The sequence below is a fragment of the Streptomyces sp. NPDC041713 genome (assembly GCF_055591085.1).
In genome coordinates, this window is the sequence record NZ_JBVIZY010000003.1 from 253,242 (window position 1) to 268,198 (window position 14,957).

Annotated in this window: 16 protein-coding genes; 4 read left to right on the top strand and 12 right to left on the bottom strand. The window is 70.2% G+C overall.

Features of this window, described 5'->3' with window-relative positions; all coding sequences use genetic code 11:
- Positions 1-7: 7 nt before the first annotated feature.
- Entirely contained in the window at positions 8-823 is an 816-nt protein-coding gene (locus tag ACZ6CV_RS10720) for an RNA polymerase sigma factor SigF (protein WP_469250496.1), read from the bottom strand.
- 302 nt (positions 824-1,125) lie between these two features.
- Here ACZ6CV_RS10720 and ACZ6CV_RS10725 point away from each other — a divergent pair, with 302 nt between their 5' ends.
- The 3 genes from ACZ6CV_RS10725 (at position 1,126) to ACZ6CV_RS10735 (ending at position 4,806) form a co-directional block, all read left to right on the top strand.
- Positions 1,126-1,659, top strand: coding sequence for a GNAT family N-acetyltransferase (locus tag ACZ6CV_RS10725; protein ID WP_469250497.1), 534 nt, complete (start codon positions 1,126-1,128; stop codon positions 1,657-1,659).
- A gap of 124 nt (positions 1,660-1,783) precedes the next feature.
- The gene (locus ACZ6CV_RS10730; RefSeq protein ID WP_469250498.1) at positions 1,784-3,604 is read left to right on the top strand and encodes a S9 family peptidase; all 1,821 of its coding nucleotides are present in this window, start codon (positions 1,784-1,786) and stop codon (positions 3,602-3,604) included.
- 377 nt (positions 3,605-3,981) lie between these two features.
- Entirely contained in the window at positions 3,982-4,806 is an 825-nt protein-coding gene (locus tag ACZ6CV_RS10735; RefSeq protein WP_469250499.1) for an SURF1 family protein, read from the top strand.
- A gap of 31 nt (positions 4,807-4,837) precedes the next feature.
- Here ACZ6CV_RS10735 and ACZ6CV_RS10740 read toward each other — a convergent pair whose 3' ends face one another.
- The 8 genes from ACZ6CV_RS10740 to ACZ6CV_RS10775 all read right to left on the bottom strand — a co-directional run bounded on the left by ACZ6CV_RS10740 (position 4,838) and on the right by ACZ6CV_RS10775 (position 12,642).
- Entirely contained in the window at positions 4,838-6,196 is a 1,359-nt protein-coding gene (locus tag ACZ6CV_RS10740) for a hypothetical protein (RefSeq protein WP_469250500.1), read from the bottom strand.
- The gene (locus tag ACZ6CV_RS10745; protein ID WP_355810724.1) at positions 6,193-6,855 is read right to left on the bottom strand and encodes a SigE family RNA polymerase sigma factor; all 663 of its coding nucleotides are present in this window, start codon (positions 6,853-6,855) and stop codon (positions 6,193-6,195) included. The genes ACZ6CV_RS10740 and ACZ6CV_RS10745 overlap by 4 nt, the downstream gene beginning before the upstream one ends.
- Before the next feature lie 392 nt (positions 6,856-7,247).
- Complete coding sequence (locus tag ACZ6CV_RS10750) at positions 7,248-8,309, bottom strand: aspartate-semialdehyde dehydrogenase (RefSeq protein ID WP_469250501.1); 1,062 nt, start codon at positions 8,307-8,309, stop codon at positions 7,248-7,250.
- Positions 8,306-9,577, bottom strand: a complete 1,272-nt coding sequence (locus tag ACZ6CV_RS10755) for an aspartate kinase (protein WP_355810719.1) — start codon at positions 9,575-9,577, stop codon at positions 8,306-8,308. Before ACZ6CV_RS10755 ends, ACZ6CV_RS10750 begins: the two co-directional genes overlap by 4 nt.
- Positions 9,578-9,843: 266 nt before the next feature.
- A complete protein-coding gene (locus ACZ6CV_RS10760; protein ID WP_469250502.1) occupies positions 9,844-10,422 on the bottom strand; it encodes a Uma2 family endonuclease in 579 nt (192 codons plus the stop codon).
- Positions 10,419-11,255 (bottom strand): hypothetical protein, encoded by an 837-nt coding sequence (locus tag ACZ6CV_RS10765; protein WP_469250503.1) that lies wholly within the window; start codon positions 11,253-11,255, stop codon positions 10,419-10,421. Before ACZ6CV_RS10765 ends, ACZ6CV_RS10760 begins: the two co-directional genes overlap by 4 nt.
- A gap of 407 nt (positions 11,256-11,662) precedes the next feature.
- Entirely contained in the window at positions 11,663-11,851 is a 189-nt protein-coding gene (locus ACZ6CV_RS10770; protein ID WP_469250504.1) for a DUF397 domain-containing protein, read from the bottom strand.
- Positions 11,848-12,642 carry a helix-turn-helix domain-containing protein gene (locus ACZ6CV_RS10775; protein ID WP_469250505.1) on the bottom strand — a complete coding sequence of 265 codons (795 nt, stop codon included), beginning with the start codon at positions 12,640-12,642 and terminating at the stop codon, positions 11,848-11,850. The genes ACZ6CV_RS10770 and ACZ6CV_RS10775 overlap by 4 nt, the downstream gene beginning before the upstream one ends.
- 83 nt (positions 12,643-12,725) lie before the next feature.
- Between ACZ6CV_RS10775 and ACZ6CV_RS10780 the strand changes: the two genes are divergently transcribed.
- A complete protein-coding gene (locus ACZ6CV_RS10780) occupies positions 12,726-13,124 on the top strand; it encodes a hypothetical protein (protein ID WP_469250506.1) in 399 nt (132 codons plus the stop codon).
- A gap of 33 nt (positions 13,125-13,157) precedes the next feature.
- Here the strand turns inward: ACZ6CV_RS10780 and ACZ6CV_RS10785 are convergent, their stop codons facing one another.
- The 3 genes from ACZ6CV_RS10785 to ACZ6CV_RS10795 form a co-directional block, all read right to left on the bottom strand.
- Positions 13,158-13,817 (bottom strand): DUF5063 domain-containing protein, encoded by a 660-nt coding sequence (locus ACZ6CV_RS10785; RefSeq protein ID WP_358709939.1) that lies wholly within the window; start codon positions 13,815-13,817, stop codon positions 13,158-13,160.
- Positions 13,810-14,409 (bottom strand): recombination mediator RecR, encoded by a 600-nt coding sequence (recR, locus tag ACZ6CV_RS10790; protein ID WP_362374384.1) that lies wholly within the window; start codon positions 14,407-14,409, stop codon positions 13,810-13,812. The genes ACZ6CV_RS10785 and recR overlap by 8 nt, the downstream gene beginning before the upstream one ends.
- Before the next feature lie 70 nt (positions 14,410-14,479).
- On the bottom strand, positions 14,480-14,821 hold the full coding sequence (locus ACZ6CV_RS10795) for a YbaB/EbfC family nucleoid-associated protein (RefSeq protein ID WP_358709940.1): 342 nt from the start codon (positions 14,819-14,821) through the stop codon (positions 14,480-14,482).
- Positions 14,822-14,957 lie beyond the last annotated feature (136 nt).

Consider the following 14,957-nt stretch of genomic DNA (forward strand, 5'->3'; position numbering starts at 1 on the left):
GTCTGGATCAGGTCTCGGTGAGCATGCCCGAGCGCAGCTTGGCGAGGGTGCGCGTGAGCAGGCGCGAGACGTGCATCTGGGAGATGCCGAGCACCTCGCCGATCTGCGCCTGGGTCATCTCGCGGCCGAAGCGCATCTCGATGATGTGGCGCTCGCGGTCGTCCAGTTGCTCGATGAGGGGCGCCAGGGTGTGCAGCTCCTCGAAGAGGTCGAGCGCGGGGTCGTCCTCGCCGAGGACGTCGGCGTAGTCGCGTCCCTGGGTGCCGTCGTCCTGGCCGACGGGCATGTCGATGGAGCCCGCCGTATAGCCGTTCGAGGCGACGAGGCCGTCGTTGACCTCGCGCTCGGTGAGGTCGAGGTACGCGGCGAGCTCGCGCACGGTGGGCTCGCGGTCCAGCTCGCCGCCGAGCAGCTCCTTGGCCTTGGCCAGGTCGACCCGGAGCTCCTGGAGGCGGCGCGGCACGTGCACGGCCCAGGTGGTGTCGCGGAAGAACCGCTTGATCTCGCCGGTGATGTAGGGCAGCGCGAAGGTGCTGAACGCGACGTCACGGGAGAGCTCGAAGCGGTCGATGGCCTTTATCAGGCCGATCGTGCCGACCTGCACGATGTCGTCGGAGTCCGTGCTGCCGCCGCGGAACCGCGCGGCCGCGAAATGCACGAGCGACAGGTTCATCTCGATCAGGGTGTTGCGCGCGTACTGATACTCGTGGGTGCCCTCTTCGAGGGTCTGGAGCCGGTCGAAGAAGATCTTCGACAGGGCGCGCGCGTCCTGCGGCGCGACCTTGCCGGCGTCTTCGACCCACGGCAGTTCGCTGCCGGACATCTCTTCCCGGGGGCCCGCGGGGCGCGCTGCCTCATGCGTAGACGCTGCAGTCAACTGTGTAGGCGGCCTCACAAGTTCACCTTCGGTCGGGGACATCGAACGGGGACGACAACTGCCGCCTGCCCATTTCCGCCCAGGTTAAGCGCCCCGCCGACAAAGGGGTTCACCGACCCGGTTTCCGCAGCGGCCTCCGACCTGGCTTCCGGCCCGCCGCCCCGTTCCGCTCGCCCTTCCGTGCTGTCACCATGCGGAGTCCAGGGTGCGGGGGGTACGCCCTCGGCGGGGCGGACGGGGAGGCGCACATGCCAGAGGTGTTCCTGCGACGGCTGAGCCGTTGGCAGGCGGAGCAGCAGCGTGAGGCCGTGGCCGACCTCTACGTAGAGAGCTTTCGGGGCTCGGGCGGGTCCGGACAGGGGGGTCGGCAGGACTTCCTGCGGCGGTTCGAACATGACGTGCAGCAGACCGACTTCGACATGGTGGTGGCCGACGCGGCGGGCCTCGTCGGCTGCCTCTACGGCTACCGCGCCGAGCGCAGCGGCGAGTGGTGGGAGGGGTTCCGGGGCGTCCTGCCCGCGGAGGTCGCGGAACAGACCGCGTCGGGGCGGGTGTTCCGGCTCGGCGAGCTGATGGTGTCGCCCGCCGGGCGCAGGACGGGCGTGGCCGCGCGGCTGCGGACGCTGCTTCTGACCCGGCACACGTCCGAGGTGGTCGTCACCGTCATCAAGCGGGACGACGATCTGGGGCGGGAGGTGCTGCGGGCGTGGGACTGGCGGGAGCTGGGCGAGTTCGCGCCCGAACGTGAGGGCTGGCTGCGGCCGCCGTCGCCGCTGCCGTGAGGGTGGGGTGAGGGGCGGCACGTAGTGCGGTTCGTACGCGGGAAGTACGCGGCGCCGGAAAGTTATCCACAGGCTGGGGACTCCCGTCGGCGGTTTGTCGGCGGGGCCGTGCACTATGGGGGGCATGAGCGATACGGGTGCCGAGAAGGCGACAGGGTCGACGTCCATGCCGGACTGGGAGAAGCGGTTCAGGGCGCCCCGGGTGTCGCTGCCGGACTGGGCGGAGGACGCCCCGCAGCGCTCCCTGTTCGTGTCGAACGCGACGGGGACGTACGAGTTGTACGCGTGGGACCGGACCACCGGCGCCCAGCGCCAGGTGACCGACCGGCCGAACGGCACGACGGACGGCGTCCTGTCGCCGGACGGCGAGTGGGTCTGGTGGTTCAACGACAAGGACGGCGACGAGTTCGGCGTGTGGATGCGCCAGCCCTTCGGCGGCGGACCCGACGAGCCCGCGGTGCCGGGCCTCGACGCCTCGTACCCCGCGGGGCTCGCCCTCGGCAGGGACGGCGGGACGGTGGTCGTCGGCCGCTCGACGGACGAGGAGGGCTCGACGATCCATGTCGTACGTCCCGGTGCCCCCGCCCCCGTAGAGGTGTACCGCCACCGTGAGTCGGCCGGCGTCGGCGACCTGTCGCACGACGGCGCCCTGATCGCCGTCGAGCACACGGAGCACGGCGACGCGATGCACTCCGCGCTGCGGGTGATCCGCGCGGACGGCTCGACCGTCGCAGAGCTGGACGACACCAAGGGCGGCACGGTCGAGCTCGGCCTGGAGGTCCTCGGCTTCGCGCCGGTCGACGGTGACACGCGCCTGCTGATCGGGCACCAGCGGCGGGGCCGCTGGGAGCCGATGGTGTGGGACGTGGCGAGCGGCGAGGAGAGCGACCTCGCGCTCGGCCTGCCGGGCGACGTGAGCGCCGAGTGGTATCCCGACGGCTCGGCCCTGCTGATCGCGCACGGCTTCGAGGCGCGCGGCGAGCTGTTCCGCTACGACCTCGCCTCGCGCGACCTGGTCCGCATCGAGACGCCCGCGGGATCGGTGTCGGGCGCGACGGCCCGGCCCGACGGCACCGTGGAGTACATGTGGTCCTCGGCCGCCGAGCCGCCGGTGGTCCGCTCCACATCGGGTGACGTGGTCCTGGACCCGCCCGGCATGAAGGCGCCGAAATCCGTTCCCGTGGAGGACGTGTGGGTGGAGGGCCCCGGCGGCCGCATCCACGCGCTCGTGCAGCGGCCCGCGGGCTCCTCGGGTCCGCTCCCCACCGTCTTCGAGGTGCACGGCGGCCCCACCTGGCACGACAGCGACTCCTTCGCGGCGGGCCCGGCGGCCTGGATCGACCACGGGTACGCGGTGGTACGGGTGAACTACCGCGGCTCGACCGGGTACGGCCGGGAGTGGACGGACGCGCTCAAGCACCGCGTCGGACTCATCGAGCTCGAGGACATCGCGGCGGTCCGGGAATGGGCGGTGACGTCGGGCCTCGCGGACCCCGACCGCCTGATCCTCTCGGGCGGCTCCTGGGGCGGCTACCTCACCCTGCTCGGCCTCGGCACGCAGCCGGACGCCTGGGCAGTGGGCCTGGCGGCGGTGCCCGTCGCGGACTACGTGACGGCGTATCACGACGAGATGGAGGCGCTGAAGGCGATGGACCGCACGTTGCTCGGCGGCACGCCTGAGGAGGTCCCGGAGCGGTTCCGCGCGTCGTCCCCGCTGACGTACGTGGACGAGGTGAAGGCCCCGGTCTACATCTCGGCGGGCGTCAACGACCCCCGGTGCCCGATCCGCCAGATCGACAACTACGTGGACCGCCTCGCGGCCCGCGGCGCGACCCACGAGGTGTACCGCTACGACGCGGGCCACGGGTCACTGGTCGTGGACGAGCGGATCAAGCAGGTGCGGTTGGAGTTGGACTTTGCGGGGCGCCATGTGCGGCGGGCTTGAACGGGGGCTCGCCTGGCGGCGGGCCAGTCGCCTGCGGCGGGCTGGTCGCCTGTGGGGGTGCCGGCTGGGGTGGCCCGCTGAGGCCGGGGGTGGATTCGCCGCCTGCGGCGGCCTGTCCCGCCGCTTCGCGGCGGATTGATCCCACCCACCCACCCGTTCACCCGGCACCGTCCAGTGCGGGTAGGACGGGTGGGTGGGGGGCTTCCGCTGCGTAGCGGCGGGGCTGGGCGTCGTAGGGGGCGGAGGCATCTCTGGGCTCGGCGGGACCCGGGGGCGACTGGTGCCGCCGGTCGACGTCCAGCCCGCCGCAGGCGACCCGCAGGGTGACCCAGGACCCCACGGCCAAGCCCCCCGCAGGGGCCCCGTACCGTGGAAGTGTGTACCGGTTTCTGCTGACGCCCCGCTGGTGGGGGATCAACGTCTTCGTCGTGCTGGCCATCCCCTTCTGCATCTTCATGGGCTCCTGGCAGCTCGGCCGCTTCGAGGACCGCGTACAGGACCACGAGTCCGCCAAGGACCAGGTCGCCGAGCAGGACAGGGAGCGGAACACCGAGGGCAGGCCCCTCGACTCGCTGCTCCCCGTCGACAAGGAGACCTCGGGCGAGCAGGCCACGGCCACCGGCCGTTACGGCAGGCAACTCCTCGTACCCGACCGCGAGTTGGACGACAAGCGCGGTTTCTACGTCCTGACGCTGCTCCGTACGGACGGCGGAAAGTCGCTGCCCGTCGTCCGCGGCTGGCTCCCCGGCGACGCGAGCGCCGCGAAGGCCCCGGCCGCCCCCAAGGGCGAGGTCACCGTCACCGGCGCGCTGCAGGCCTCGGAGAGCCCCGGCTCCAACGGGGTCAGCGCCGCGGGCGGCCTGCCCCGGGGCCAGCTGGGCGCGATCAGCTCGGCGTCGCTCGTCAACCTCGTCCCCGACGACATGTACGACGCGTGGATCACCCTCGGCAAGGCCGACTCCGGCATGAAGGCCGTCCCGGCCGCCGCGCCCAACAACACCGGGCTCGACCTGAAGGCCTTCCAGAACCTCGGCTACACCGGTGAGTGGTTCGTCTTCGCCGGGTTCGTCGTCTTCATGTGGTTCCGCCTCTTCCGCCGCGAGGCCGAGTTCGCCCGCGACGCCCGCCTGGGCCTGCTCCCGGACCCGGACCCGGAAGCGAACGAGGAGACGTCCGAGGGCAGCCGGCCCGTCGGGGCCTGAGCAGACTCGGCCCCACACCCACACCCACGCCCTACGACGCCGGCAAGATCCCCGTCCGGTACACCGTCCCGGCGCACGCGTTCGGAATCGTCGCCCCCGCCGAGGGCGAGCCCGCCTCCGCGGTCAGGGAGACCACCACGCTGCCGTCGACCACACCGCCGTCCGTCCGCCCCAGCTGGGGCTCCACGCCCTCGGGCGTACCGCCGTCCGGCGAGCCGCTGGTGCCCTCCGACGGGGACGGGTCGGGCGTCGGCTCCCCGCCGTCCGAAGGACACGAGTCCGACGGCACCCAGACGAACCGCACCTCGTACGCCGCTCCGGGCTGCAGTACGAACGGGCTGGCCTCCTGCGAGGGGTCCGGCAGCCGGGTCGCCGCGTCGCCCGCCGTGTGGTCGACCACCGTGATCTTCGCGGGGTCGGCCCCGCCCTGCGCCACCGTACCGACGGCGCCGGCGGCCTCGACCGTACAACTGCTGTCGGAGACGTTGGAGACGCGGAAGGAGCCGTAGACCTTGTTGTCGGCCTCTGCCGTGCCCGCGCTGCCCGTGGCGCCGAGCTGGGTCGCGGCGCAGGCCGGTGAGCTGGCGGCCTCGGAGGTGGAGGGGTCCGGCGATCCCGTACCGCCGCCGCCCGTGCCGCCCTTCGCCTTGCCGTCCTTCTTGCCCTTCTTGTCCTTCTTATCCTTGCTCTTGGACTTCCCGGGCTTCTGGCCCGAACCCTTCTCGCCGCCGTCGGGGCCCTTGCCCCGGCCCGAACCGCCCTGGGCGTCCTGGCTGTTGCCGGCGATCGAGGTGCGGTCGTCCGAGCCGCCGCCCGAGTTGGTGACGTGCACCAGGGCGGGGACGGCGGTGCCGATGAAGAGCGCGGCGGCGGCGAGGCCGACGACCGCCTGGCGCTTGCGGGCCCTGCGGGCGGGGACGGCCTGCCGCAGGTGGTCGAGGGAGCGCTCGCTCGGCTCGATCTCCTCCACGGCCTGCCGCATCATCCGCCGCAGCGCGAGCTCGTCCGAGCCGAACAGATCGGAGCCGGAGCCGGAGCCGAAGTCGGAGTCGGAGCCGGATCCGGAGTCGGGGTCAGGGTCGGAGGCAGGGGCTGAATCGGCTGCGGTCGAGCGGCCACCCTCCCCGGAACCGGAACCGGAACCGGAACCGGAACCGGAATCGGAAGCCGAACCGGTACCAGCACCGCCACCGGCAACGGCACCAGCACCGCCACCGGCACCCGCGCCGGAACCGCCCTCACCGGCCCGCTCAGGCCCGGCCCGCTCGGGCCCGCCCCGCTCAGGCCCGCCGCCCTCGGGCCCCCCGCACTCGGGGCCGTCGTGGTTCACGTCTGCGTCCCTGCCATGCCGATCAAATCCGCCCTGCTCATCACGCTTGCGCTCACTCATGCCGGCGCCTCCATGGCGACCCTCAGGGCCGCGATGCCGCGCGAGCCGTACGCCTTCACCGAGCCGAGCGATATGCCCAGGGTCTCGGCGACCTGCGCCTCGGTCATGTCGGCGAAGTAGCGCAGCACGAGGACCTCGCGCTGGCGCCGCTGCAGACCGCGCATGGCCTTGATCAGCTCGTCGCGCTCCAGCTGGTCGTACGCCCCCTCTTCCGCGCTCGCCATGTCGGGCATCGGCTTCGAGAGAAGCTTCAGCCCGAGGATGCGGCGGCGCAGCGCGGAGCGGGAGAGGTTGACCACGGTCTGGCGCAGGTACGCGAGCGTCTTCTCCGGGTCACGCACGCGCTTGCGCGCCGAGTGCACCCGGATGAACGCCTCCTGGACCACGTCCTCACAGGACGCCGTGTCGTCCAGGAGCAGCGCGGCGAGACCGAGGAGCGACCTGTAGTGGGCGCGGTAGGTCTCGGTGAGATGGTCGACTGTGGTGCCCGCGGTCACGCGCAAGTCATCGCCCTCGCGCTGCGCCGGAATGCGGGCGGGCCGCGCTGCGGGCATGGGTGCGATCACCGGCATGCCACCGGTCGTGCGGGGTCGGCGAGGCGGACGCAGCGCCGCTGCGCCTCTCGCCTGTACCGCTGTGAAGTCGAGTACCTCTGCCACGCTTGTTGGACACGCTTCCCCCCATCAGGGTTGTACGCATCCGGGATCGCGTTTGCTGCATGCTGCGTGGGCACCGCTCGTGACGATGCATCAAATGCCCCCATGCGTACCAGCTCTTCCCCTATGCCCCATTTTTTCGACAGCGCTCGGGCCACCCCTGAGGGCGACCGCTAAAGACGCCCCCCGTCCCGCCGTCGGTTGCATTGATCAGACGCGAATCTTCGAACGCGGAGCTGGTCCAGTTCAAGCGATCGCCGTGACCAAGTTGGACACAGAACTTACACAGATCCCTCATAGGGACCCGCTTCAGGGTGGTCCATACCAATCGGTCGGCGCAACCACGTAACTGCGCCGCGGCGGTTCAGCCGCCTGACGTGAGCCCCGCCTGCGGTTCAGCCGCGGGCCATGAGCTCCGCGGCCACCAGCTCCGCGATCTGCGCGGTGTTCAGCGCCGCGCCCTTGCGCAGGTTGTCCCCGCACACGAAGAGCTCCAGGGCGGTCGGGTCGTCCAGCGACCTCCGTACCCGGCCCACCCAGGTCGGGTCGGTGCCCACCACGTCGGCGGGGGTGGGGAACTCCCCCGCGGCCGGATCGTCGAACAGGACGACGCCCGGGGCGGTGGCGAGGATCTCGCGCGCCTTGTCCACCGTGACCTCGTCCTCGAAGCGGGCGTGGACGGTCGCGGAGTGGGTGGTCACGACGGGCACCCGGACGCAGGTGGCGGCGACGCGCAGGCCGGGGAGGCCGAGGATCTTGCGGGACTCGTCCCGCACCTTCATCTCCTCGGAGGACCAGCCGTCGTCCTTCAGGGTCCCGGCCCACGGCACCACGTTCAGCGCGACCGGCTCGGGGAAGGGGCCGGTGTCGTCGCCGACCGCACGGCGTACGTCGCCGGGGCTGGTGCCCAGTTCCGTGCCCGCGACGAGGCGCAGCTGGCGGCGGAGCGTGTCGACGCCCTCGCGGCCCGCGCCGCTCACCGCCTGGTACGAGGAGACGATCAGCTCGCGCAGGCCGAACTCGGCGTGCAGCGCGCCGACGGCCACGATCATCGAGAGGGTGGTGCAGTTGGGGTTGGCGACGATGCCGCGCGGCCGCACGCGCGCGGCGTGCGGGTTGACCTCGGGGACCACGAGCGGAACGTCGGGGTCCATCCGGAAGGCGGCGGAGTTGTCGATGACGACGACGCCCTTGGCCGCGGCGACGGGCGCCCACTGCGCGGCGACCTCGTCGGGTACGTCGAACATGGCGACGTCGACCCCGTCGAAAACGTCCTCCGACAGGGCCAGTACCTCGGTCTCCGCACCGCGCACGGCCAGCTTCCTGCCGGCCGAGCGCGGTGAGGCGACGAGTCTGATCTCGCCCCAGATGTCGGCGTGCTGCGACAGGATCTGGAGCATGACCGTGCCGACGGCCCCGGTCGCTCCGACGACCGCGAGCGTCGGCTTCCGGTTCATCGCCCGGTGCCTCCATAGACCACGGCCTCGTCCGTGTCGGAGTCGAGACCGAAGGCGGTGTGCACGGCCCGTACGGACTCGTTCACGTCGTCGGCGCGCGTGACGACCGAGATGCGGATCTCGGAGGTCGAGATGAGCTCGATGTTCACGCCGGCGTCGCTGAGCGCCTCGAAGAAGGTCGCGGTGACGCCCGGGTTGGTCTTCATGCCCGCGCCGACGAGGGAGATCTTCGCGATCTGGTCGTCGTAGCGCAGCGAGTCGAAGCCGACCGACTGGCGGGTCTTCTCCAGGGCGTCGATGGCCCTGCGGCCCTCGGCCTTGGGCAGGGTGAACGAGATGTCGGTCAGGCCCGTCGAGGCGGCCGACACGTTCTGCACGACCATGTCGATGTTGACCTCGGCGTCCGCGATGGCGCGGAAGATCGAGGCGGCCTCGCCCGGCTTGTCCGGCACACCGACGACCGTGATCTTGGCCTCGGAGGTGTCGTGCGCGACACCGGAGATGATGGCCTGCTCCACCTTGCGGTCCCCTTGCGGTTCGTTGCTGACCCAGGTGCCCTGCAGCCCGGAGAACGAGCTGCGCACGTGGATCGGGATGTTGTAACGACGTGCGTACTCCACGCAGCGGTGGAGGAGCACCTTGGACCCGGAGCTCGCGAGCTCCAGCATGTCCTCGAACGAGATCCAGTCGATCTTCCGCGCCTTCTTCACCACACGGGGGTCGGCGGTGAAGACGCCGTCCACGTCCGTGTAGATCTCGCAGACCTCGGCGTCGAGGGCGGCGGCGAGGGCGACGGCGGTCGTGTCCGACCCGCCGCGGCCCAGCGTGGTGATGTTCTTGCCCTCCTGGCTGACGCCCTGGAACCCGGCGACGATGGCGATGTTGCCCTCGTCGATCGAGGTCCGGATGCGGCCCGGGGTGACGTCGATGATCCGCGCTTTGTTGTGGACGGAGTCGGTGATGACGCCGGCCTGGCTGCCCGTGAACGACTGGGCCTCGTGGCCCAGGTTCTTGATCGCCATGGCCAGCAGGGCCATGGAGATGCGCTCACCAGCGGTCAGCAGCATGTCGAATTCACGTCCGGCAGGGATCGGCGATACCTGTCCGGCGAGATCGATCAACTCATCCGTCGTGTCGCCCATCGCCGACACCACGACAACGACCTGATGGCCGTTCTTCTTGGCGTCGACAATTCTCTTGGCGACCCGCTTGATGCCCTCGGCATCGGCTACGGAGGAGCCTCCGTACTTCTGCACGACAAGGCCCACGTGCGCTCCTCGCTCAATCCGTTGTGCGGTCGGCTCAGTTTAACGAGCGGTCGAAATTCGCCTCGGCTATACCACATCGTGAGATGTCCCGCTCACAACCTGATCACCACGGGCGTACGGCCCCGCTCTTCGGGGAGTACGTTCCGACCGCTCGGCTGGGCACATGCCCACTGTGGAGCACGGCACTCCGGAAAGTGGGCCGGGTCACAGGGTCTGACCCCTGGGCCTCGGACGGCGGGGGGGGCGCCGTCGGCCGCCTTTCGCCCTCAGCCCGCGTAGTCCTTGAGCTTGGCCGTGTCCAGGGTGATCCCGACGGGGTCGGGGAGGTCGACGGCATCACCGAACGTTCGCCGGACGAGGCTCCGGTACCGCCCGCCCTCCGGATCCGCGTACACCCGGACCTCGCCCGCGTCCCGGTCAACGAGGAGATAGACCGGAATGCCGGAGGTGGCGTACCCGTCGGGCTTTTCGACACGGTCGCGCCGGTCGGCGTCCTGGTCGTAGGAGGTGACCTCCACGGTCATCAGCACGCCCGCCGGCTCGGCCCACTGCCCCTGTCCCGCGAAGGTTCCGGTCGGAGCGAGCACCCCGTCGGGCCTGGCCCTGCCCTCCACGCGGCCCGCGATCGCCATTCCCCGCCCGGGGTACAGACCCAGCTCAGGTCGCTGCCGCATGCACTGCCTCATCAGCCACATGACGATCTCACCGGGATTACCGTCCTGCACGGGCCGCACCTCCAGCTTCCCGTCGATGAATTCGAGCGTCACGGTCTCCGGTGCCCCGCGGGCGAGCTCCTCGAAGTCATCGGGGACCATCTGTGGCCGCCCTTCGGCACCGGACGTCACGCCTTGTCACCCTTGAGGCCCGCCGCGCGACGCAGCGCGTCGACTCGTTCGGTGACGTCGACCTGTGGCGCATGCCGAGGGGCAGGGAGGAACGTCGCCGGAAGGGCCCCGCGGGCGTTCTCCGCCGCTTCCGGCACGAGCTCCGTATAGCAGTCGACACAGAGACCCTTGTTGAGTCGCGCGCCGGGCAGGTATTCCTCGCACATCGTGCACATCATCACGGCACGGTCGATACGAGCCCGGACGGCAGGCGGCGCCGAGAGCTTCGGGGGCATCTTGCTCTCCAGCCGCGTACGAGCGATCCCGCCCGGGTTGTGGACAGTGTCAGGAAGTCCGCAGGTCAGGGCCCTGACGATCTCAGTTACGGTGGCCCCTCGCGCCAACCACTCGGCCGCGAGTGCCTCCAGTGCCCGGCAGTCGGCGTCGGAGAGGGACATACGGGGGTCCGTGGCACGCAGACTCGCCAGAGCGCGGTACGCGGGGCTCTCCTCCGGCGCGACGCCCGACTGGTCCGGGTTCCGCGGCGCGGCTTCAGCGGCCGAAGGATCCGCCTCCGGATCCGAGTCAGGGCCCCTGAGGTGAGCAAGTCCGCCTTGGTAGGAAGGAGTTACGTCACGTCCGTGCCTGGCCTCCACGAACTCGGCCCACCACTCTGCCGACCTGGGCTTTCCCGACCAGTACGTCCTGGTCACCCAGCGCTTGGTGTTGTCCTCGGCGGTGATGTGCTCCTTGACCCAGCGGATGTGCCCGGCGAGGGACAGGCGACCCATTGATGTCCGCACCGCCTGCTGGCCGTAGTTGGGGTGCTCGGACGCGACGGCTTTGTGCCCCATGGCGGCACCTTCCTGAAGGTGGTGGAGGAACGTCCCGATCTCGCTGTCCCGTTGGCACACACGGCCGAAGTCGGCTTCGGTGTGCGGAGATTCGTCATCCACGGAACGCTTCCCGTACCCCGTTTTGGCCATCGGATGGGACGGGGAGGGCAGGGCAGGATTAAGCTGAACACAAGTCACGGTCGAACTCCGTATTCGACTCGTAGGGCTAGGCCTCGGACCCGGTGTTGGCGCACCGGCCGAGGCCGTTCTTTTGCCGCGAACCTAGGGCGGCTTTACGTTCCGACGCAAGCTGACTACGGAACGTCACTCTTGAGGGTGATGGGCTCTTCAACTCCCGCTCTGGGCAGGTTGGTTGGGTTTGTTCCAGCAGTGACCCAACCAAGAAGGAGCTCGGGACCCGAGACTCAAGCCCCGGGCTGAACTGCGGCGACGAACGCGGACCACGCGGGGGCGGTGACAGTTATCTCGGGGCTCGCGGGGCGTTTTGAGTCGCGGATGCGGATGGACTCGCTTCGGTTCAGGGCTACTTCGACGCAGGCCCCGCCCTCCGAGTCGCTATAGCTCGACTTGAACCAGGTCAGGTGCTCGCTCACAGTTCCTCCGCCATCCCCTTGATGAAGAGGGCCGACCCTTCGGTGCCGAGGGCCTCCATGCGGATCATGCTAAGACGCTCCGTGTGTGAACTCACCACCTCTGCCTCGGAACTCAGCACACTCGCGGACGGACCCTCGGTGAATGCCAGGCGCTCACGGTCCCGGGTCTCCAGGAGCACCATCGGCCCCAGCAGGGCAGCTGAGATCACCCGGTCGAACGGCAGGACCTGGACCGAGATGTTGCTCCGTCGTCCCACGTCGAGTAGACGTGCCAGCTGCTCCTTGTCCACCTGGGGCACCCTCAGCGCCGCCTCGTACACGACGAAGCTGAGCGCCACGGGCGACGTACGGGTGAGGATCTCCTGCCGCTCCAGCCTCGCGGCCACTCGCTGCTCCACCGTCTCTTCGTCCAACGGAGGGCAGTGGTTGCCGATCAGCGACCTCGCGTAGTGCTCCGTCTGCAACAACCCTGGGATCAGAGCGACTTCGTACCACCAGAGGCTGACCGCCTCACGCTCGTACTCCATGAAGTCCTGTGCCCGCGCCGGAAACTTCTCGGCCTTCACGTAGTCCTTCGCGGCACTCAGAATGCCGTCGGCCCGGCACAACTCGTCCGCCGCGTCCAGCACGCGGGGCGTGGGCATGCGGACACCCTGCTCCATCGCCTTGATCGTGTCCGGCGCGTAATTGGCCGCAGCCCCGAGCTCCTCGCGACTCACATTCGCCTTCATGCGCCACCGCTTCAGCTGGTTCCCGCTGTACCGCCACGTCGGGTTGTACTGAACGGACACAGAGCCCACCTCCGACCGGTACACCCCGGCGTGTACCCCCTGGGTCACTACCGAGCGTAACCCGCGCCCCGCACGCTGTAGTCATGACGAACGCAATTCACTGGCCCGAGTGGGTCCCGGTGGCCGGGCACCAACTCCGCGTGTCCGGCGTCCACTTCGACGCCCTCCGCATTCAGGGCGTACGCGGGGAACAGGTCGCCGCCGGCCTGGTCGAGGCGGCGGACGGTGACGCGGGCCCGGTCGTCTGCGAGGCGACCGGATTCCGGTGGATGTACTTCCTCGTGGCGCCCGGCACCGCGAAGGACCACACCTGGCCGCTCGGCGTGCAGCGGTTCGGCGGGGCGGGGTGCCGCACGGTGACGTACATCGGAGTCCCCGCCCTGAACGGCAACACCTGGCCGCTCCAGTGGTACTCGGAACCCACGCCTACGGCGCCCTACGTCGACCCGGGGCGGCTGCTGTCGGCGCTGGGCGATCCGTAGGTCCTGCCGGGGGCACAGCCCTCAGAGGCGGGGCTACTTGACCGTGCGCAAGCCCAGGGGGCCCGCGATCTCCTCTGCCATGACCTTGCCGGCCGCCTCCTCGAGGGCGTCCTCCGTCAGGTCCTCGTCCGTGTCCAGGCCGTCCAGGTCTTCCAGGGGCTGGTTCAGGCGGACGTGGGCCACCAGGGACTGGAGGGCGCGCAGGGTGCCCGAGGCCGTGGAGCCCCAGTTCGAGAAGTAGGAGAACTGCCACCACCACAGGGCCTCCGTGGTGCGGCCCGCGCGGTAGTGGGCCAGGCCGTGGCAGAGGTCCGCCACGACGTCCGCCAGGTCGTCCGAGATGCGGCAGGCCACCGGGGCCTTGCGGGGCTCGTACGGGTCGAAGACCTCGGAGTAGACGTCGATCGGGTTCAGGAGCTCGGCGAGGCGCTCGCGGAGGTCGTCCACGTCCTGCTCCGGGCCGAGGTCCGGCTCGTACCGCTCGTCGGGGACGATGTCCTCGTGCGCGCCCAGGCGGCCGCCGGCAAGGAGGAGCTGGGAGACCTCCAGGAGGAGGAAGGGGACCGCCGAGTCCGGCTCGTCGCCCTTCGCGACCTCGCGGACCGAGACGATGAAGCTCTCGATCTGGTCGGAGATCTGCACCGCGAAGTCGTCCGGACTGTTGGTCACGGTGTTCAGCGTGGCGTCAGACATCTAGGAGTCGTCTCCCCTCGAAGGCGCGGCCCAGGGTGACCTCGTCCGCGTATTCCAGATCTCCCCCGACAGGGAGTCCGCTGGCCAGGCGGGTGACCTTCAGGCCCATGGGCTTGATCATGCGCGCGAGGTACGTCGCCGTGGCCTCGCCCTCCAGGTTCGGGTCCGTGGCGAGGATCAGTTCCGTGACCGTGCCGTCGGCCAGGCGCGCCAGCAGTTCCCGTATGCGCAGGTCGTCCGGGCCCACACCCTCGATCGGGCTGATCGCGCCGCCCAGGACGTGGTACTTCCCCCGGAACTCGCGCGTACGCTCGATCGCCACGACGTCCTTCGGCTCCTCGACGACGCAGATGACGGACGGGTCGCGGCGCGGGTCCCGGCAGATGTTGCAGAGCTCTTCCTGCGCCACGTTCCCGCAGGTCGCGCAGAAGCGGACCTTGTCCTTCACCTCGATCAGGGCGTGCGCGAGGCGGCGGACGTCGACCGGCTCCGCCTGGAGGATGTGGAAGGCGATCCGCTGCGCGCTCTTGGGACCGACGCCGGGCAGCCTGCCCAACTCGTCGATGAGGTCCTGAACCACGCCTTCGTACAACGGAACGCCTTTCCTGAAGTCCTCTTGAGGGTGTCGGCTCTCTACGTACGGTAGTTGGCCGGGGGGTTTCTTAGAAGGGAAGCCCCGGGATGCCGCCGCCGCCCAGGCCCTGCGCCAGCGGGCCCAGCTTCTCCTGCTGGAGCGCCTGCGCGTTCTCGTTCGCCGCCTGGACCGCCGCGACCACCAGGTCCGCCAGCGTCTCGGTGTCCTCCGGGTCGACCGCCTTGGGGTCGATCACCAGGCCGCGCAGCTCGCCCGAGCCGTTGACCGTCGCCGTGACGAGACCGCCGCCCGCCTGGCCCTCCACCTCCGTACGCGCCAGTTCCTCCTGCGCGGCCGCGAGGTCCTGCTGCATCTTCTGGGCCTGCTGCAGCAGCTGCTGCATGTTGGGCTGGCCACCACCGGGGATCACGATCAGCTCCGTTTCGTACGGGTCCGTCTGGCGGGGTTCTCCGCCTGGAACGAGCCTACGTGGTCGGCGGGCGGGCCGCCCCAGCACTCTCGTCGGCACTCTTTCGAGTGAGATCAGCGGTCTTCCTATACCTGAT